Source organism: Caballeronia sp. INML3B (assembly GCF_023631305.1).
Lineage (GTDB): Bacteria > Pseudomonadota > Gammaproteobacteria > Burkholderiales > Burkholderiaceae > Caballeronia > Caballeronia turbans.
Genome location: NZ_JALQDI010000001.1, coordinates 401,951 through 419,034 on the forward strand (window position 1 = coordinate 401,951; position 17,084 = coordinate 419,034).

Sequence of the window (17,084 nt, forward strand, 5' to 3'; positions counted from 1 at the left end):
ATACAGCTCACATAGCGGTGAAAATTGATCGTTTTGTCTGATGCCTTGCCACGCCTAGGATTGTAGTCATCGAAACGTTCCTCTGGCGGAGTGGATCATGCGAGAAATATCAACAAGCGTCACCTTCGAAATCAAGCCTGGCGAAACCGTGCCGATGCGCATTGCGCGAGGCTCGCGTCTGACGGTCCACGGCACCGCCGTCTGGGCGACGCGCAGCAACGACATCGAAGACTACTGGCTCGTCCCCGGCGACCACCTCAAGCTGCGCGAACGCGAGCGGCTCTGGCTTTCCGTCGAAGGCGACCGTCCGGCGCACGTCGTCTTCACGATCCTGCCGCGCTGCGACGAGCGTGCGATGCACTGGCTTTCGACGCGCATCGAGCGTCTTGCCCAACGTCTTCGCGCCGGATGGCGCACCGTCTGAGCCAACTATTCGAATTTGCCATCGAAGGCATGCGAATTCACCATCGGCGGGCATGGGCCTATTTCGGTAAACTACCGGCACCATGTCCGCCACACCGCTCGCAGTCCCACAAGAAATTCACGACGCGCCCGACACCGTGCTCAGTTCCGGTGAGTTTCCGGTTGCGTTGCGCTGGCGCGGCCTCGAGCCGTACAGCCAGAGCTTCGACGCGATGCGGGCCTTCACCGACGCCCGCACGCCCGACACACCGGACGAAATCTGGCTCGTCGAGCATCCGCCGGTTTTCACGCTCGGTCTCGCGGGCGATCCGGCGCATCTTCTGCTCGCCGAAAGCGGTATTCCGCTTCTCAAGGTGGATCGCGGCGGACAGATTACCTATCACGGGCCGGGACAGATCGTCGCTTATCTGCTGATCGATTTGCGTCGCCGCAAACTCATGGTGCGCGAGCTGGTGCGGCGCATCGAAGAGGCCGTGATCGAAACCCTCGCGACGTATAATCTCGCGACCGACCGCAAGGCCGGCGCGCCCGGCATCTATGTCGCGCGGCCATCGGCGCGGCAGGTCGAACATAATGCGAACGTTCGTTCGCATGAACGCCATGAGGGCGCGAAGATCGCCGCGCTCGGACTCAAGATTCGCAACGGCTGCAGTTATCACGGCGTGAGCCTCAATGTGAGCATGGACTTGCAGCCGTTCCTCGCAATCAACCCGTGTGGCTACGCGGGGCTCGAAACGGTCGACATGGCGACGCTCGGCGTCGTCGCCGACTGGCGCGACGTAGCTCTCGTGCTGGCCGTTCGGCTGGCACTTCAAATCGGCGGCCTCCCCGCAACTGCCGCCGCAACAACCGGATCGACCGAATGACTGACGCAACCGCAAACCTGGCCGGCGATACCGCTGCTCCCGCCTACGACGCCACTGCCAAGCAAAAGGCCCAAGCGAAGACGTCGCGTATTCCGATCAAGGTCATCCCCATCGAGAAGCTGAAGAAGCCGGACTGGATCCGCGTGCGAACGGCGACGGGCAACTCACGCTTCAACGAGATCAAGCACATCCTGCGCGAGCACAACCTGCATACGGTGTGCGAGGAAGCGAGCTGCCCGAACATCGGCGAATGCTTCGGCAAAGGCACCGCGACGTTCATGATCATGGGCGACAAGTGCACGCGCCGCTGCCCGTTCTGCGACGTCGGTCACGGCCGCCCCGATCCGCTCGATGCGGACGAGCCGCTGAATCTCGCGCGCACCATCGGCGCGTTGAAGCTGAAGTACGTGGTGATTACGTCCGTCGATCGCGATGATCTGCGCGACGGCGGCGCGGCGCACTTCGTCGAGTGCATCAAACAGGTCCGCGAGCATTCGCCGGAGACGCGCATCGAGATTTTGACGCCGGACTTCCGCGGCCGCCTGGATCGTGCGATCGGCATCCTTACCGCCGCGCCGCCCGACGTGATGAACCACAACCTCGAAACGGTGCCGCGTCTTTATAAGGAAGCGCGTCCGGGTTCGGATTATCACCATTCGTTGAAGCTCCTCAAGGACTTCAAGGCGCTGCATCCGGAAGTCGCGACGAAATCGGGCCTGATGGTCGGCCTGGGCGAAACGGAAGAAGAAATTCTCCAGGTGATGCGCGATCTGCGCGCGCACGACGTGGACATGCTGACGATCGGCCAATACTTGCAGCCGTCGGAGCACCACCTGCCGGTGCGGGCTTACGTCCATCCGGATACGTTCAAGATGTACGAGGAAGAGGCGTACAAGATGGGCTTCACGCACGCGGCTGTCGGCGCGATGGTGCGGTCGAGCTATCACGCGGATTTGCAGGCGCACGGGGCGGGCGTGGTCTGAGCGCTTCTGGCTGACCGAAAAGAGAAACCCACGGGCGACCGTGGGTTTTTTCATGGCTGAACCGAAACCGCAGCCGTCCGGATCGCCGGACGTCCCTATTCCGGATTTCCAGAAACACAGATTCCGCATGATCGCTTCATAAAAAAGATCTAGATAAATCAAAGGTTTAAAAACAAGTAGAACTGGCATCGCCCTTGCGATATAGAGTGCACGGCCGATGAGCCGCCCATAAAAGTCAAGGAGACAACCGATGACCCCTCTCGCACCCAAACGCCCCTGAATCCGTCGACGAAGCGGCTATCGCTACGCGGCGCGTTTCGGCGTGCGCATCCCACAGTTTCATCCGCGCACCGGGAAAGCTTCCGCAGGTTCAAGCTCGCCGCTGGCCGTACTTCCGCCAATTGCTAGTCCTTGCCTGGAAACATCGTGAAAAAACCTATCTATAAAGTCCTGTACGTGCAGGTGATCGTCGCCATCATCATCGGCATCGCGCTCGGGCACTTCCAACCGAATCTCGCCACCGACATGAAGCCGCTCGGCGACGGGTTCATCAAGCTCATCAAGATGGTGATCGGGCCGATCATCTTCTGTACTGTCGTGACCGGCATTGCCGGCATGGAAGACATGAAGAAGGTCGGGCGCGTCGGCGGCAAGGCGCTCCTGTACTTCGAAGTCGTGTCCACGTTCGCGCTGATCCTCGGCCTCGCCGCGACGCACATCCTGAAGCCCGGCGTCGGCTTCAACGTCGATCCGGCCACGCTCGATCACAAGGCTGTCGATTCCTTCGCGACGAAGGCGCACGGCCAGAGCACGGTCGACTTCTTCATGCACATCATCCCGGACACGCTGGTGTCGGCGTTCGCGCAGGGCGAAATCCTCCAGATCCTGCTGATCGCGCTGCTGTTCGGCTCGGTGCTCGCGCATATCGGCGAGCGAGGCAAGGTCGTGACGAGTTTCATCGAGGGGTTGTCGAGCATCCTGTTCGGCATGGTCGGCATCATCACGAAGCTCGCGCCGATCGGTGCGTTCGGCGCGATGGCCTTCACCATCGGCAAGTACGGCATCGGTTCGCTGCTGCCGATGCTCAAGCTCGTCGGCACCTTCTATCTGACGTCGTTCATCTTCGTCGTCGTCGTGCTTGGCGCCATCGCGCGCATGGTCGGCTTCAACATCCTGAAGTTCATCGCGTACATCAAGGAAGAAATGCTGATCGTGCTCGGCACGTCGTCGTCGGAAGCGGCGCTCCCGCAACTGATGCTCAAGCTCGAAAAGCTCGGCTGCTCGCGCTCGGTCGTGGGTCTCGTCGTGCCGACCGGCTATTCGTTCAACCTCGACGGCACGAACATCTACATGACGATGGCTGTGCTGTTCATCGCCCAGGCAACCAACACCGACCTCTCGTGGGGCCAGCAACTGACGCTGCTCGCGGTGACGATGCTCACATCGAAGGGCGCGAGCGGCGTGACCGGCGCGGGCTTCATCACGCTGGCGGCGACGCTGGCCGTCGTGCCGACCATTCCGCTCGCGGGCATGGTGCTGATCCTCGGCATCGACCGCTTCATGTCGGAATGCCGCGCGCTGACGAACATCGTCGGTAACGGCGTGGCGACGGTCGTCGTGTCGGCGTGGGAGAAGGAACTCGACCGCAGCAAGCTGAAGGCGGCGTTGTCACGCGAGGTCGACGTGACCGATACGGAAGAAGTGAAGTCCGTCTAAGCAGCGTCGGCGACCCCTTCCGGACACGCGATCATGCAAGCGGCGAAGCCTCAGTCCGAGAGTGCTTCGCCGCAATCGCTTGCGGCGTCCGCAAAGCCTTATCCAGAAGGCGCCTATGCCACAATGACAGATCCTCACTCGCGGGAATCTGCTCACGTGACGCGCCGCATCCTCGTGTTCTTCGCGCTATGCGCCGCGCTCGTGGCGTGCTGCGCGCTCACGTGGCAGCTCGCGTGGCAAAGCGGCATCGACGAGCTCAGGCTCAATGCCGCCGCGCGCGTCGATCGCACGACGAACACGCTCAAGAGCACGCTCGACCGCTACGAATATCTGCCGTATCTGCTGTCGCGGCATCCTGTCGTGCAGAACGCGCTGGATCATCCCGATAAGGCCAATGTCGAGCGCGCGAACCGCTATCTCGAAGATCTCAACGCGCGCGCACATGCCACGGTCACCTATCTGATCCGCTCGAACGGGATCAGCGTCGCCGCGAGTAACTGGAATGCGGCGGACAGCTTCGTCGGCGTGGACTATAACTTCCGGCCGTATTTCATCGATGCGATGAAGGGCGGCGTCGGCCGGTTCTTCGGCATCGGGACGATTTCCATCGAACCCGGCTATTACATTTCGCAGCCGGTGTACCGCGAAGGCACGCGCGAGGTCATCGGCGTTGCGGTCGTGAAGCTCAATCTGGAATGGCTGCAAGGCGCCGATGCGGCCGAGCCGCTCATCGTCACGGACGATCACGGCGTCATCTTTCTCTCGTCGGTGCCGGCGTGGAAATATCACACGGTGCGGCCGCTGCCGCAGAACATCGAGGCTTCGGTGTATGCGACGCGCCAGTACGCGCAGCAGGCGATCACGCCATTGCCGATGACCGTCGTGAAGACCTTCAGCGACGGCGCGCAGATCGTGCGTGTCGGCGGCGGGCGCAACGCGCCGGCGTTTCTCGCGACGCATCGTTCCATCGGCGAGCCCGACTGGCAACTGATCACGATGGCCGCGCTCGATCCCGTCGAAAGCGCCGCGCAGAACGCGGTCATCGTCACGGCGCTCGTGTTCGTGTCGCTGTGCCTGCTCGCGTTCTACTGGCGCATGCGCCGCGCGCGCGTGCGCGAGATGATCCGCAGCCGCGAGTTGCTGCAGACCGCGTATGCCGAGTTGAATCAGCGTGTCGCGGAGCGCACGGCCGATTTGTCCGAAGCGAATGCGCAACTGACGAAAGAAGTCAACGAGCGCACGCGCGCGGAGCAGGACTTGCGCGCGGCGCACGACGAGCTCATTCAGGCGAGCAAGCTCGCCGCGCTCGGCCAGATGGCGGCCGGCATCACGCACGAACTGAATCAGCCGCTCGCCGCGTTGCGCAGTTTCTCCGACAACACCCGCGTGCTGATCGAGCGCGGCGATCAGGCGGCGGCGCGTGAGAATCTCGAAGCGATCGCATCGCTGACCGAGCGCATGGGCAACATCACGAATCAGCTCAAGCTCTTTGTCACGAAGGCGCGGCCAAAGAACGCACGTGCGGACGTCGCGCGCGCATTGCGCCAGGTGTTCTCGATGCTGCGTCCGCGCATGAAGAATGTCGTCATCGATATCGCGCCGGAGCTCGCCGAAGGCAGCGCGCCTGTGTTCGTGCGTTGCGAGGATTTGCGGCTCGAGCAGGTGTTCATCAATCTGATCGGCAATGCGCTCGATGCGGTCGCGTCGTGCGACAAGCCGCGCATCGTCATCGAACTGAACACGCGCGCGGACACGATCGAACTCATGGTGCGCGATAACGGCCCCGGCATTCCCGCCGACGCGCTGCCGCGTCTTTTCGAGCCGTTCTTCACGACGAAGGAAATGGGGCAGGGCCTGGGCCTCGGGCTCGCGATTTCCTCGGCGATCGCGCGTGACTATGGCGGCACGCTCGTCGCGCGCAATCGCGAGGCGCCGATCGTCGCGGACGGACCGGAAGGCGGCACGCAGGCCGACGCGGACGGATCGTACGGCGCAGAATTCGTATTGACGCTGCGTCGCGCGTAGCATCCGAAACTTTGAATCGAGACAAGACAATGACGCCCGGTTTGCAGGTGATCTTCATCGAAGACGACGAACTCGTGCGCCGCGCGAGCGTGCAGACCCTGCAACTCGCGGGCTTCGACGTGACCGGCCACGGCAGCGTCGAGTCCGCCGCGCGCGCGATCGACGCGAGTTTCCCCGGCGTGATCGTGAGCGATATCCGTCTGCCCGGCGCGAGCGGCCTCGATCTGCTCGCGCAATGCCGCGAGCGCGCGCCCGAAGTGCCGGTGATCCTCGTCACCGGCCACGGCGATATCTCGATGGCCGTGCAGGCGATGCGCGACGGCGCGTATGACTTCATCGAAAAGCCGTTCGCCTCCGAGCGATTGATCGAAGCGGTGCGCCGCGCGCTCGAGCGCAGATCGCTGGTGCTCGAAAATCAGGCGTTGCGGCGGGAGCTGGCGGGACAAAGCCGCATCATCGGGCGCAGTCCGGCGATCGAGCAGGTGCGGCGGCTGATCGCGAACGTCGCGCCGACGGATGCCTCCGTGCTCATCAACGGCGATACCGGCGCGGGCAAGGAACTGATCGCGCGAAGCCTGCACGAAATGTCGCCGCGTCGCGACAAGCCGTTCATCGCGGTGAATTGCGGGGCGCTGCCGGAGCAGATGTTCGAATCGGAGATGTTCGGCTACGAGCAGGGCGCCTTCACCGGCGCGCAGAAGCGGCGCATCGGCAAGCTGGAGCATGCGTCGGGCGGCACGCTTTTTCTCGATGAAATCGAAAGCATGCCGCTCTCGTTGCAGGTCAAGCTGCTGCGCGTGCTGCAGGACGGCGTGCTGGAGCGGCTCGGCTCGAATCAGCCGGTGCGCGCGAATCTGCGTGTCGTCGCGGCCGCGAAGGGCGACATGAACGAACACGTCGCCGACGGCACGTTCCGCCGCGACCTGTTGTACCGGCTGAACGTGGTGACGATCACGCTGCCGCCGCTCAACGAACGGCGCGAAGATATCGTCCCGCTCTTCGAACATTTTCTGCTCGATGCAGCCGTGCGCTACGAGCGGCCCGCGCCGCTCATCACGGATCGCCAGCGCGCGGATCTGATGCAGCGTGACTGGCCCGGCAACGTGCGCGAGCTGCGCAATGCGGCGGATCGCATGGTGCTCGGCATTCTCGATGATGGCGGCGCGGCCGCACTCGACCTGTCGACGCAATCGCTCAAGGAACGCACCGAGCAGTTCGAGCGCGCGGTGATCGCGGAGGCGCTTGAGCATTGCGGCGGCGCGGTCGCTGTGGCCGCGGACCGGCTCCAGCTCGGCAAGGCGACGTTGTACGAGAAGATAAAGCGGTATGGAATCGTCGTGAAAGGCGATTCGTCCGAGCGATAAAAAAAGCCCGCTGGTTGCGCCAGCGGGCTTTTCGTCTGATTTTCGGAAGCGGCGCTTTAGGCCGAACCGAGCGCCTTGTCGAGCAGTTGATCGAGTTCCGCGAACGTCGGCTCGCCGACATAGCGCTTCAAAATCTTGCCGTTCTTGTCGATGACGAAGGTCGTCGGCGTCAGTTGTACGTTGCCGAACTGCTTCGCGGCGCTGCCGTCGTCCATCGCGACCTTGAACGGCAGGTTGCGCGTCTGCGCGTAGTTGCTGACGTACATCGGCGCGTCGTAGTTCATCGCGACCGCCACGAACTCCAGGCCGCGGCCCTTGAACTTGTTGTACGTGTCGATCATCTGCGGCATTTCCTTCATGCAGGTCTCGCAGCTCGTCGCCCAGAAGTTGACGAGGTAGACCTTGCCCTTGAGATCGCCCGACGTGGAAATCTTCTGTCCCGAAAGCAGCGTGAAAGTCGCATCCGGCACCTTCTGCTGGCCGCCGAAGGCGAAATACCCGGTGCAGGCGATCACGCCCGCGACGAGCGCCATCACGATGTAGCGCAGCGGGCTCTTGGTGCGCGTGGATGTGTCTTGCGTGGATTGGGACATGTGGAACCTCATGTTGCTCATTTCCGCAGTTTGCGGACTCCGCCGGAACGGAGACTGCTGGCTATTTTAGCGCCAATTTCGGGATGGATTCCTGACGCGCCGATAAGTCCGGCATTGCAGCGCGATAATGATGCTTTTCCACGCAGCGGTTCCTTATGAAGCGAGTTTTCTCCGTGTTTCCGTCTCTCTGGCATCGTGCAACATCGCGCATTCTTCCGAGCCTGAAGTCGGCCACCAAATGGGTGTGCGCATCTGTCGCATGCGGCACCTTACTCGCGTGCACGCCCTCGTACGACTGGCGCACCGTGATGAACAACGACGATGGCTACGAAGTGACGTTGCCCGCGAAGCCGCGTTCGGAGGAGCGGCAAATCGAAATTGCCGGCCAGTCGATGACGATGCGCATGCAAACCGCCGAAGCCGGCGATGCCGTCTTCGCCGTCGGCACGGTGGTGCTGCCGAATGCCGACCCGCAATTGCAGCGGGCGACGCTCGATTTCCTTCAGCAGGGGCTCGCGCGCAACGTCAACGCGCAACCGGGCGCGCGTGCGACGCAAATCGAACTCGCCGCCGGCGGGCGCGTGCTTGGAAGCGAGATGGAAGTGAAAGGCGAAGGCGGCGAGAAACACCAGTCGCGGACGATTCAGGCGAGATTCGTCGCGCGCGGCGCGCACGTCTATCAACTGGCGATCGTGTCGGACAAAGCGCCGCCCCGAGAGCAGGCAGAACAATTCTTTACGTCCTTCAAACTCTTTTAGAGGAAGGCCTCGAATTCTGCACGCGTTGATTTAAGAGCGTCCTGCATTCGCGAAAACAAGCTAGGTTTCCTCGTAAGTTTACGCGCTAATTCACGGATTCATATGGACTTTTTCCGCTATCCACAATGTCTGTGGATAACATTGTGGAAAAGAATGTGCGGTGGCGCGCAAAAGCCCAGTTCATACGGTTTACGTTAGTTTGCCTTCGTTCGTGGCAAGTTAAATAATTCAATAAAATCAATGGTCTGCAAAAACGACTGGAAACGGGGGTTTGATCGGATGAAAGATCGTCCCGGATCGGTTCAGTGTGCATAAGTCAAGTCTTGACAAGCGCTTTTCGTGGTAGCAGGGCTTGGACCCGTGCTTGGCAGCGTCGACGTTAGGCAGCCGTCGGCAGCCGCCGATACTGAACTGCCTCGGCGACGTGCGATGCATTGGGCATATCGGCACCGGCGAGGTCGGCGATCGTCCGCACGACTTTGAGCACGCGGTAGTACGCGCGCGCCGACCAGCCGAAGCGTTCGCCCGCCGCGCGCAACAACGCTTCTCCGGTCGAATCGGGGCGGCAGACTTCGTCAGCCTCGCGACCGTCGAGGTCGCGGTTGATCTTGCCCTGACGCTGCACCTGAATGTCGCGCGCCGCCGCGACGCGCGCCGCGACCGTGGCGCTCGGCTCACCGCGTTTCACGTCGCGCGCCGACAGTTCCGCCGGCGATAGTGCCGGCAGTTCGATTTGAATATCGATGCGGTCCATCAGTGGCCCGGACAGTTTGCGAAGATAACGTGCGGCGACATCGGGTGAGCAGCGGCACCGTCCGCTCGGGTCGCCCCGCCAGCCGCACGGACATGGGTTCATCGCGGCGACGAGCTGGCAGGCCGCCGGAAAGTCCGCCTGCTGCGCGGCGCGCGAAATCGTGATTTGGCCGACTTCGAGCGGTTCGCGCAGGGTCTCCAGCACTTTTCGATCGAACTCGGGAAACTCGTCGAGAAACAGGACGCCGAGATGCGCGAGCGTGATCTCGCCCGGCTGCGGCGGATTACGCCCGCCGACGAGCGCCGCCGCACTCGACGAATGATGCGGCGCGCGAAACGGCCGTCGCCGCCACTGCCCGGGCGTGAAGCCGAGCGAGCTCGCCGAGAGGATCGCCGCGGAGGTGAGCGCTTCGTCGTCGTTCATTGGCGGAAGCAGGCCCGGCAAGCGCGCGGCGAGCATCGATTTGCCCGCGCCGGGCGGTCCCACCATGAGCAGATGATGTCCGCCCGCGGCGGCCACTTCGAGCGCGCGCCGCGCGGCGGGATGGCCGATCACGTCGGCGAGATCGGCGGCGGGCTCGGCTATCGGCGCAAGCGGCGCGGCGTGCACCGGCCTGAGCCGCGCATCGGGGACACCGTTCAGATGCGCACAGAGCGTAGGCAAGTCCGCCGCGCCGAACACCTCGATGCCCGGCACGAGCGCCGCCTCCGCCGCGCTTGCGAGCGGCACGTAGATCTCCGTGATGCGCGTATCCGGATCGCGGATCGATGCATAGTGACGCGCCGCGCCGCAGACCATCGCGAATGCGCCGCGCATCGGACGCAGCGCGCCGGTGAGCGACAGTTCACCGGCGAACTCGCGATGCTCGAGCGATTCGGCCGGGATCTGACCGCTCGCTGCAAGAATGCCGAGCGCGATCGGCAGATCGAAGCGGCCGCTTTCCTTCGGCAGATCGGCTGGCGCGAGATTGACGGTGATCCGGCGGACGGGAAAATCGAAACCGCAGTTCTGAAGCGCGGCGCGCACGCGCTCCCGGCTTTCACGGACTTCGAGATCGGGCAGGCCGACGATGGAAAACGACGGCAACCCGTTGGCGAGATGGACTTCGACGACGACTTCGGGCGCGCGCCCAGGAGCGGGCGCGCGGCTGCGTACCACGGCAAGCGACATGATTTCACCTGAAACGGCGCTTCGACCGCGCCGGCAAAAAAACTAGAAACTCACGGCTCGCTAGCCGAGGTATGCGGCAGGACCGGCGCTCAGTCCTGCGTGGTGCTGGAGCCTGCGCCCGCGAGACGCTGCTCCAGTTGCGCGACGCGCTTTTCGAGTTCCTCCAGACGTGCGCGTGTGCGCACCAGCACCTGCGTCTGCGTGTCGAATTCCTCGCGCGTCACGAGATCCAGCTTCGAGAACCCCTGCGAGAGCATCGCCTTCATATTTTTTTCGACGTCTTTCGCGGGCGAATTCTTGAAGAGATCGCTCATCTTCTGCTGCAAATCGTTGAAAACGTCGTTGGGCTGCTTCATCGTTTCTCCCTTCTTGCACAAAAAAAGTGCATTCATTGTTAGGTCAGTGCCCCGTTTTTTCGAATGTTCGAAATTGGTGCGCGCGACTCACTGCGCCGGCATGCCTGGGGCACCGTCGAGGCGCCGCGATTTTAGCGCTGCCGCCGCGCTCGCGTTGTCCGCCCATGCCCCTTTTTGCGGGACCTCCAGACCACTCTAGCAACGAACCTACCCCGGCGCCAGCATGCGCGGCGCGCGTTGGCCGTTCGGCCGACCCTTCGAACGAAGGTTTCCGTAAACCGCCGAAACCCGCATGAGTGCTCGCATGGCATACGAGTTGCATAACTGGCGCGGACCTTTTCTGCACGCTTCTTTGAGCGGCCCCGGCAGGGCAGACGTCGCGGTAACACCCAGCGCATCCCGCTTTAGAAGGCATCGAAGGATCAGCACACCACAGCGAGGGACTCATGAAGCTCATTACCGCAATCATCAAGCCGTTCAAGCTGGACGAAGCGCGCGAAGCGTTGTCGGCCATCGGCGTCTCGGGCATCACGGTGACCGAGGTGAAAGGCTTCGGCCGACAGAAAGGGCACACCGAGCTTTATCGGGGCGCGGAGTACGTCGTCGACTTTCTGCCGAAAGTGAAGATCGAGGCGGCCGTATCGGACGACATCGTCGATCAGGCGATCGAGGCCGTCGAGCGCGCCGCGCGCACGGGAAAGATCGGCGACGGAAAGATTTTCGTCACCGCGATTGAACAGGTCATTCGCATCCGCACCGGCGAGACCGGCGCCGACGCGCTCTAACAAGAAATTGGCGATAAGAGGAACCAGAAGAATGCGTAACTTTTTGATGTCACTGCTGGTGGCGGGCGCGCTGGTCGGCGCGAATGTCGGCACCGCTCTCGCCCAGGATGCGTCCGCTCCGGCCGCTGCCTCGGCACCCGCGTCGTCCGATACCGCCGCAAGTGCACCGGCCTCCGCCAACACGGCGATGGCGTCGTCGGCGGAAGCCGCATCGGCGGCGGCAGCAGCGTCGGGCGCGTCGGATGCAGCGCCCGCCGCGCCGACCGAACCGGTCATGATCGATTCGTCCAAGATCAGCTCGGGCGACACCGCCTGGATGCTGACCTCGGTCGCCCTCGTGCTCTTCATGACGATTCCGGGTCTCGCGCTCTTCTATGCGGGCATGGTGCGCAAGAAGAACGTGCTCGCCACGGCGATGCAGAGCTTCGCGATCTGCTGTCTCGTGACGATTCTCTGGACCGTCGTCGGCTACAGCATCGCGTTCACACCGGGCGGCTCGTTCATCGGCGGCTTCTCGCGCGTGTTCCTGCACGGCATGGCCTACATCAAGGGCGACAAGGCGACCACGCTCACCGTGAGCCACCTCGCCACGACCATACCGGAGTCGGTCTACTTCGCGTTCCAGCTGACGTTCGCGATCATCACTCCGGCGCTCATCACCGGCGCATTCGCCGACCGCATGAAGTTCTCCGCGATGCTCGTGTTCATGACGCTGTGGTCGCTGATCGTCTACTCGCCGGTCGCGCACATGGTCTGGGAACCGACCGGCTGGCTCGCGTCGGCTGGCGTGCTCGACTTCGCGGGCGGCACGGTGGTTCACATCAACGCCGGTATCGCGGGCCTGATGTGCTGTCTGGTGCTCGGCAAGCGCGTCGGCTACGGCCGCGAAGTGATGGCTCCGCACAATCTCGTGCTCTCGCTGATCGGCGCGTCGATGCTGTGGGTGGGCTGGTTCGGCTTCAACGCGGGTTCGGCGGTGGCGGCTGACGGCCGTGCCGGCTTCGCGATGCTCACGACGCAGATCGCCACGGCGTTCGCCGCATTCGGCTGGATGTTCGCGGAGTGGATCACGAAGGGCAAGCCGTCGGTGCTCGGCATCATTTCGGGCGCCGTCGCGGGTCTGGTCGCGGTGACGCCGGCGTCGGGCTTCGTCGGCGTGACGGGCGCGATCGTGATCGGCATCGTCGCGGGCGTGGTCTGCTTCTGGTCGGCGACGTGGCTCAAGCACAAGTTCAACTACGACGACTCGCTCGACGCGTTCGGCGTGCACGGCGTGGGCGGGATCATCGGGGCGTTGCTGACGGGCGTGTTCGCCGTGAAGGACATCGGCGGCTTCGACGGCAGCGTGCTCGTGCAGGCAAAGGGCGTGCTCGTCACGCTGGTCTACAGCGGGGTCGTCAGCTTCATCCTGCTCAAGGTCATCGACATGACGATGGGCCTGCGTGTCACGGAAGAACAGGAACGCGAAGGTCTCGACGTCACGCTGCACGGCGAGCACGTCGAATAAGGATTCGTCGCAACCGGACGTCCGGGGAGGGCGTCGGTTGCAACGTAAGGAACGAGCGCAGCGACTTCGCCCGCCTTCACGGCGGGCTTTTTTTCGCTGAACGGTTTTCGTCGGGCTTTCGTCGAACCACTCGCGCGCAACGGATCGTGTGAAAGGGCGAACCGGGCGTTCGTACTCGGGTGTCAATGGCCGGGAGACCTTGTCGACTGGTGGTTCATACCCAGTTAGGCAAAGCAATTGCTCTACAATCTTTCGTCCCCAGTTCGCGAGTGATCAATGGTTCCGCACCTAGTTACGGCGTTAAGTGGCCCGCTGCTCGACCTCGAGCGGAAGATCCTCGAGGCCATGCCCGCTATCGAGCGCTGGTTCCGGCTCGAATGGCAAGAGCACACGCCGCCGTTTTACTGTTCGGTCGATCTGCGCAACGCGGGGTTCAAGCTCGCGCCCGTCGACACCAATTTATTTCCCGGCGGTTTCAACAATCTGCCGCAGGAAGTGCTGCCGCTTGCGGTGCAGGCGGCGATGGCGTCCATCGAGAAAATCTGCCCGGACGCGAAGAATCTGCTCGTGATTCCCGAGCGCCACACGCGCAACGCGTTCTATCTCGAGAACGTCGCGCGCCTCGCGCTGATCATGCGGCAGGCCGGACTCAATATCCGCTTCGGGACGCTTGACGAGAACATTCACGGTCCGGTGACCATTGCGCTCGCGGATGGCCAGAAGATCGTGCTGGAGCCGCTCGAACGCACGCCGCGGCGTCTTGGCCTGAAGAACTTCGATCCCTGTTCGATCCTGCTCAACAACGATCTCTCCGCGGGCATCCCGCCCGTGCTGGAGAATCTGCATGAGCAGTATCTGCTGCCGCCCTTGCACGCCGGCTGGGCCGTGCGCCGCAAGTCGACGCATTTCTCCTGCTATGACGACGTCGCGAAGAAGTTTTCGAAGCTCGTCGAGATCGATCCGTGGATGGTGAATCCGTATTTCGCGCACGTGGAAGGCGTCGATTACGAAGCGCGCACCGGCGAGCAAGCGCTCGCCGAGGCCATCGACGGCGTGCTCAAGAAGATTGCGAAGAAGTATCGCGAGTACGGGATCAGCGAGCGGCCGTATGTCGTGATCAAGGCGGATGCCGGCACCTACGGAAAAGGCGTGATGACCGTTCACGACGCGAGCGAGGTCGCCGCATTGACCAAGCGCGAGCGCACGAAGATGAACGACGCGAAGGAAGGACTGCAAGTCCACGACGTGATCGTGCAGGAAGGCGTGCATACCTTCGAGCGCGTGGAGAATGCGGTTGCCGAGCCGGTGGTGTACATGATCGACCGGTATGTCGTCGGCGGTTTCTATCGCGTGCACGAGTCGCGTGAGCGCGACCAGAACCTCAACGCGCCGGGCATGCATTTCGTGCCGCTCGGTTTCGAGCACACCGCGCTTCCCGACACGCACGCCAAACCCGGCGCCGCGCCGCCGAACCGCTTCTACATGTATGGCGTCGTCGCGCGGCTCGCGTTACTGGCGGCATCGCTCGAGCTCGAGAAGACCGATCCGGAAGCCATTCAGGTGTGATACGGCGGCTTGCGGTAAGCTCGCAGGCCGCGCACCGAACTAGCGAATTGTCATGAACATCCTCTTTATCGCCGACCCGCTCGATCGCTTCAAGATCTACAAGGACACGACCTACGCGATGATGGCCGAAGCCGCGCGCCGCGGCCACGTGCTCTTTGCGTGCGAGCCGCAGCATCTCGCGTGGACGGGAAGCCGGGTCGAGGCGAGTGTGCGACGCATTGCGATCGTCGGCGACGAGGCGAACAGCGACCGCTGGCCCTGGTATGCGGCCGAGCAGGCGGAGCATCTGCCGCTCACGCATTTCGATGCCGTGCTGATGCGCAAGGATCCGCCCTTCGATCTCGAGTACGTCAACGCCACATGGCTGCTGGAGATCGCCGAGCGCAACGGCGCGCGCGTCTTCAACAAACCGCAGGCGATCCGCGATCATTCGGAGAAGCTCGCCATCGCGGAATGGCCGCAGTTCGTCACACCCACGCTCGTCACGCGCGACGCAGCGCGTTTGCGTGCCTTCCACGCCGAACATGGCGACGTGATCCTCAAGCCGCTCGACGGCATGGGCGGCATGGGCGTGTTCCGCGTGAAGGCGGACGGCATGAATCTCGGTTCCATCGTCGAGATGCTGTCGGAGGACGGCGCGCGCACGGTCATGGCGCAACGGTTCATCCCCGAAATCAAGGACGGCGACAAGCGCATCCTCGTGATCGGCGGGCAGCCCGTGCCGTACTCGCTCGCGCGCATTCCGCAGGGCAGCGAAGTGCGCGGCAATCTCGCGGCGGGCGGTCTTGGCCGCGCGCAGCCGCTGTCGGCGCGCGATCGTGAAATCGCCGAAACGCTCGGGCCGGTGCTGCAAGCGCGCGGCTTGCTGCTCGCCGGGCTGGACGCGATCGGCGACTACCTGACCGAAGTCAACGTGACGAGCCCGACGTGCTTCCGCGAGATCATGGATCAGACCGGCTTCGACGTCGCCGGCATGTTCATCGACGCGCTCGAGCGCGCGGCCGACTGAGTCCGCCGGCGCACGGAGCGCGCGGACAGCGCGTCAAACTCAACTCGGCGGCACTGTTACAATTGACTTCCCGCTGGCTGCGGTTTTGGGGCGCAATCGCGTCTTAAAGCTCGGTTAAGCATCGAGGCGCAGGCTGGAGATCATCGAGTGGAAGCGGTTGATTTCCGCCTGATCCGCGCCCACGTAGGAGTTGTGTTCCGCGCCGCTCGCGCGCTTTCGAGCGAACTTTGTACGTTATCGTCTGACTTTTGCCGATAAATCGTCGCTGGGGCAATATCCTGACATGGCTGGCATCCTGATCATCGCGCATGCACCTTTCGCCACCGCGCTACGCGAGTGCGTGGCTCATATCTACGGCGGTCTGCCGGCGCGCATCGGCGTCATCGATGTGATGCCGGACTGCGATCCGGTCGAAGTTCGCGCGTTCGCACGCGCCGAGATCGATCGTCTGAAGGAAGAAAACGGCGCAATCGTGCTCACCGACGTGTTCGGCGCGACGCCTGCGAATATCGCGGCGAGCCTCCACGATACCGACGTGCGCGTGCTCGCCGGCTGCAACCTGCCGATGCTGGTGCGCGCCGTGTGCTACCGCGCGACGCCGCTCGACACGCTGACCGAAAAAATCCTGCAGGGCGGCTCGAAGGGCATTCAGGAACTGGATTCGTCCACGCCGCTCAACCCCTGCGCCCTCGCGACGAAAGCTGCCGGCTCGCCCGATCCGGCATGCTCGGCGAGCGCGGATCTCGTCAGCACGAAGGCCGCCAGCCACTGACGCCGCTCAATTCATCCATCTAGCGTTCGGAGCATCATGCTGCAACAAGAAACAACAATCGTGAACAAGCTGGGGCTCCACGCACGCGCTTCGGCGAAGCTCACGCAACTGGCGGGCAACTTTCAATGCGAAATCTGGATGAGCCGCAACGGCCGCCGGATCAACGCGAAGAGCATCATGGGCGTGATGATGCTGGCGGCGGGCATCGGCAGCACGGTGACTATCGAAACCGAAGGCGCCGACGAAGCCGAAGCGATGCAGGCAATGCTCGCGCTGATCGCCGACAAATTCGGGGAAGGGCAGTAAGCGCTTCGCCGCCCTGGAGATTCAATGAAGAGCCGCGCATCGACGCGGCTTTTTCGTATCTGCGTCACGCGCTCGCGTAACTTCGCGCAACCGTTCCGGCCCTGACGCCGCAGTGTGTTCAGGGACTTACC

16 protein-coding genes are annotated in these 17,084 nt (G+C 63.2%); 13 read left to right on the plus strand and 3 right to left on the minus strand.

Annotated elements, in window-relative coordinates; genetic code table 11:
* Nucleotides 1-97 precede the first annotated feature (97 nt).
* The 6 genes from NCS58_RS01875 to NCS58_RS01900 all read left to right on the plus strand — a co-directional run bounded on the left by NCS58_RS01875 (nucleotide 98) and on the right by NCS58_RS01900 (nucleotide 7,377).
* The gene (locus NCS58_RS01875) at nucleotides 98-424 is read left to right on the plus strand and encodes a DUF2917 domain-containing protein (RefSeq protein ID WP_061116839.1); all 327 of its coding nucleotides are present in this window, start codon (nucleotides 98-100) and stop codon (nucleotides 422-424) included.
* Between the two features lie 82 nt (nucleotides 425-506).
* Entirely contained in the window at nucleotides 507-1,289 is a 783-nt protein-coding gene (gene lipB / locus NCS58_RS01880; RefSeq protein WP_250537734.1) for a lipoyl(octanoyl) transferase LipB, read from the plus strand.
* Nucleotides 1,286-2,272, plus strand: coding sequence for a lipoyl synthase (lipA, locus tag NCS58_RS01885; protein WP_061116841.1), 987 nt, complete (start codon nucleotides 1,286-1,288; stop codon nucleotides 2,270-2,272). Before lipB ends, lipA begins: the two co-directional genes overlap by 4 nt.
* Nucleotides 2,273-2,698: 426 nt before the next feature.
* Nucleotides 2,699-3,988, plus strand: coding sequence for a dicarboxylate/amino acid:cation symporter (locus tag NCS58_RS01890; protein ID WP_061116842.1), 1,290 nt, complete (start codon nucleotides 2,699-2,701; stop codon nucleotides 3,986-3,988).
* 33 nt (nucleotides 3,989-4,021) lie between these two features.
* Nucleotides 4,022-6,013, plus strand: a complete 1,992-nt coding sequence (locus NCS58_RS01895) for an ATP-binding protein (protein ID WP_409219247.1) — start codon at nucleotides 4,022-4,024, stop codon at nucleotides 6,011-6,013.
* Between the two features lie 29 nt (nucleotides 6,014-6,042).
* Nucleotides 6,043-7,377, plus strand: a complete 1,335-nt coding sequence (locus NCS58_RS01900) for a sigma-54 dependent transcriptional regulator (RefSeq protein WP_250476201.1) — start codon at nucleotides 6,043-6,045, stop codon at nucleotides 7,375-7,377.
* A gap of 56 nt (nucleotides 7,378-7,433) precedes the next feature.
* Here NCS58_RS01900 and NCS58_RS01905 read toward each other — a convergent pair whose 3' ends face one another.
* Nucleotides 7,434-7,970 carry a peroxiredoxin gene (locus tag NCS58_RS01905; RefSeq protein WP_250537735.1) on the minus strand — a complete coding sequence of 179 codons (537 nt, stop codon included), beginning with the start codon at nucleotides 7,968-7,970 and terminating at the stop codon, nucleotides 7,434-7,436.
* Between the two features lie 155 nt (nucleotides 7,971-8,125).
* Here NCS58_RS01905 and NCS58_RS01910 point away from each other — a divergent pair, with 155 nt between their 5' ends.
* Nucleotides 8,126-8,728 (plus strand): hypothetical protein, encoded by a 603-nt coding sequence (locus tag NCS58_RS01910; protein ID WP_250537736.1) that lies wholly within the window; start codon nucleotides 8,126-8,128, stop codon nucleotides 8,726-8,728.
* 379 nt (nucleotides 8,729-9,107) lie between these two features.
* Here NCS58_RS01910 and NCS58_RS01915 read toward each other — a convergent pair whose 3' ends face one another.
* Nucleotides 9,108-10,652: a YifB family Mg chelatase-like AAA ATPase gene (locus NCS58_RS01915; RefSeq protein ID WP_250537737.1), complete on the minus strand. Its 1,545-nt coding sequence runs from the start codon at nucleotides 10,650-10,652 to the stop codon at nucleotides 9,108-9,110.
* 89 nt (nucleotides 10,653-10,741) lie between these two features.
* Nucleotides 10,742-11,008, minus strand: coding sequence for an accessory factor UbiK family protein (locus NCS58_RS01920; protein WP_061116946.1), 267 nt, complete (start codon nucleotides 11,006-11,008; stop codon nucleotides 10,742-10,744).
* Nucleotides 11,009-11,454: 446 nt separating this feature from the next.
* Here NCS58_RS01920 and NCS58_RS01925 point away from each other — a divergent pair, with 446 nt between their 5' ends.
* The 6 genes from NCS58_RS01925 (at nucleotide 11,455) to NCS58_RS01950 (ending at nucleotide 16,953) form a co-directional block, all read left to right on the plus strand.
* Complete coding sequence (locus NCS58_RS01925) at nucleotides 11,455-11,793, plus strand: P-II family nitrogen regulator (protein ID WP_014190273.1); 339 nt, start codon at nucleotides 11,455-11,457, stop codon at nucleotides 11,791-11,793.
* Nucleotides 11,794-11,824: 31 nt separating this feature from the next.
* The gene (locus tag NCS58_RS01930) at nucleotides 11,825-13,300 is read left to right on the plus strand and encodes an ammonium transporter (protein WP_061116847.1); all 1,476 of its coding nucleotides are present in this window, start codon (nucleotides 11,825-11,827) and stop codon (nucleotides 13,298-13,300) included.
* A gap of 276 nt (nucleotides 13,301-13,576) precedes the next feature.
* Nucleotides 13,577-14,866, plus strand: coding sequence for a glutamate--cysteine ligase (gene gshA, locus NCS58_RS01935; protein WP_061116848.1), 1,290 nt, complete (start codon nucleotides 13,577-13,579; stop codon nucleotides 14,864-14,866).
* 52 nt (nucleotides 14,867-14,918) lie between these two features.
* Nucleotides 14,919-15,875, plus strand: coding sequence for a glutathione synthase (gene gshB / locus NCS58_RS01940; RefSeq protein ID WP_061116849.1), 957 nt, complete (start codon nucleotides 14,919-14,921; stop codon nucleotides 15,873-15,875).
* A gap of 283 nt (nucleotides 15,876-16,158) precedes the next feature.
* A complete protein-coding gene (locus NCS58_RS01945; protein ID WP_061116850.1) occupies nucleotides 16,159-16,647 on the plus strand; it encodes a PTS sugar transporter subunit IIA in 489 nt (162 codons plus the stop codon).
* Nucleotides 16,648-16,683: 36 nt separating this feature from the next.
* Nucleotides 16,684-16,953: an HPr family phosphocarrier protein gene (locus tag NCS58_RS01950; protein WP_061116851.1), complete on the plus strand. Its 270-nt coding sequence runs from the start codon at nucleotides 16,684-16,686 to the stop codon at nucleotides 16,951-16,953.
* Nucleotides 16,954-17,084 lie beyond the last annotated feature (131 nt).

Coding starts and splice junctions, on each gene's coding strand:
- NCS58_RS01875 (WP_061116839.1), top strand. CDS start 98: ATGCGAGAAATATCAACAAGCGTCACCTTCGAAATCAAGCCTGGCGAA.
- lipB (WP_250537734.1), top strand. CDS start 507: ATGTCCGCCACACCGCTCGCAGTCCCACAAGAAATTCACGACGCGCCC.
- lipA (WP_061116841.1), top strand. CDS start 1,286: ATGACTGACGCAACCGCAAACCTGGCCGGCGATACCGCTGCTCCCGCC.
- NCS58_RS01895 (WP_409219247.1), top strand. CDS start 4,022: ATGCAAGCGGCGAAGCCTCAGTCCGAGAGTGCTTCGCCGCAATCGCTT.
- NCS58_RS01900 (WP_250476201.1), top strand. CDS start 6,043: ATGACGCCCGGTTTGCAGGTGATCTTCATCGAAGACGACGAACTCGTG.
- NCS58_RS01905 (WP_250537735.1), bottom strand. CDS start 7,970: ATGTCCCAATCCACGCAAGACACATCCACGCGCACCAAGAGCCCGCTG.
- NCS58_RS01910 (WP_250537736.1), top strand. CDS start 8,126: ATGAAGCGAGTTTTCTCCGTGTTTCCGTCTCTCTGGCATCGTGCAACA.
- NCS58_RS01915 (WP_250537737.1), bottom strand. CDS start 10,652: ATGTCGCTTGCCGTGGTACGCAGCCGCGCGCCCGCTCCTGGGCGCGCG.
- NCS58_RS01920 (WP_061116946.1), bottom strand. CDS start 11,008: ATGAAGCAGCCCAACGACGTTTTCAACGATTTGCAGCAGAAGATGAGC.
- NCS58_RS01925 (WP_014190273.1), top strand. CDS start 11,455: ATGAAGCTCATTACCGCAATCATCAAGCCGTTCAAGCTGGACGAAGCG.
- NCS58_RS01930 (WP_061116847.1), top strand. CDS start 11,825: ATGCGTAACTTTTTGATGTCACTGCTGGTGGCGGGCGCGCTGGTCGGC.
- gshA (WP_061116848.1), top strand. CDS start 13,577: ATGGTTCCGCACCTAGTTACGGCGTTAAGTGGCCCGCTGCTCGACCTC.
- gshB (WP_061116849.1), top strand. CDS start 14,919: ATGAACATCCTCTTTATCGCCGACCCGCTCGATCGCTTCAAGATCTAC.
- NCS58_RS01945 (WP_061116850.1), top strand. CDS start 16,159: ATGGCTGGCATCCTGATCATCGCGCATGCACCTTTCGCCACCGCGCTA.
- NCS58_RS01950 (WP_061116851.1), top strand. CDS start 16,684: ATGCTGCAACAAGAAACAACAATCGTGAACAAGCTGGGGCTCCACGCA.